Source organism: Micromonospora sp. LOL_013 (genome assembly GCF_048060315.1).
In the GTDB taxonomy this organism is placed as follows: Bacteria; Actinomycetota; Actinomycetes; order Mycobacteriales; family Micromonosporaceae; genus Micromonospora_E.
Genome location: NZ_JBHMIQ010000102.1, coordinates 1 through 869 on the forward strand (window position 1 = coordinate 1; position 869 = coordinate 869).

An 869-nucleotide genomic window follows, 5' to 3' on the forward strand; every position below is an offset into this window, starting at 1 on the left:
GGCGGGATCAAGTGATCATGGCGACACTGCGTTCTTGACCAGATCGTTGAAAACTTCGATCGGCTTCAGCCAGTTCAACGTCTGACGCGGTCTGCCATTCAACTCTGCAGCGACCTTATCAAGATCCTCCTGGGTGTGCAAGGAAAGATCCGTACCCTTCGGAAAATACTGCCGGAGTAGACCATTCGTGTTCTCGTTGCTCCCGCGCTGCCACGGCGAATGCGGGTCACAGAAATAAACCGGCATCCCCGTCCGAACCGTGAAATCAGCATGCCGGGCCATCTCCTTCCCCTGATCCCAGGTCACACTCCCACGCATGAACTCCGGCAACGTCTCCATCTTCGCCGCGAGCAGAAAAGCGACCCGGTCAGCGGTACGGTCGAACGGAATCCGCACCAGCATGACGAAACGAGTGGTCCGCTCGACCAACGTGGCGATCTGGGACCTGTTGCCCTTCCCGATGATCAGATCACCCTCCCAGAACCCGGGAACGGCCCGGTCCTCGGCCTCCACCGGCCGCTCGCTGATGTTCACCATGTCCTTGACGGAACCCCTGGCCACGGCAGGACGCGACCGGTTCACCCGCTGCGTACGACCACGCCGCAGAGCCAGCTTCAGCTGCGTCCGCAGCTCCCCACGCGCCTGGAGGTACAGGCACTCGTAGATCGTCTCGTGCGACACCCGCATCTCCGGGTCATCAGGATGATCCACCCGCAACCTCTCGCCGATCTGCCGCGGTGACCACTTCTCCGCGAAACCGTCGTTGACCACATCGTGCAACCGCCGCGAAGACTCCAGCTTACGTGGCTTCGGTCGCAGACGATTCCCGTCGCAACGCGCCTGCGCCTCGACCGCACGGTAATCCCACG

1 protein-coding gene is annotated in these 869 nt (G+C 61.7%); it reads right to left on the reverse strand.

The window, feature by feature from the left end; genetic code table 11:
• Positions 1–15 precede the first annotated feature (15 nt).
• Positions 16–869: IS30 family transposase (locus ACFHWS_RS28495; protein WP_416569582.1), on the reverse strand; the 854-nt coding region annotated here is incomplete at its 5' end.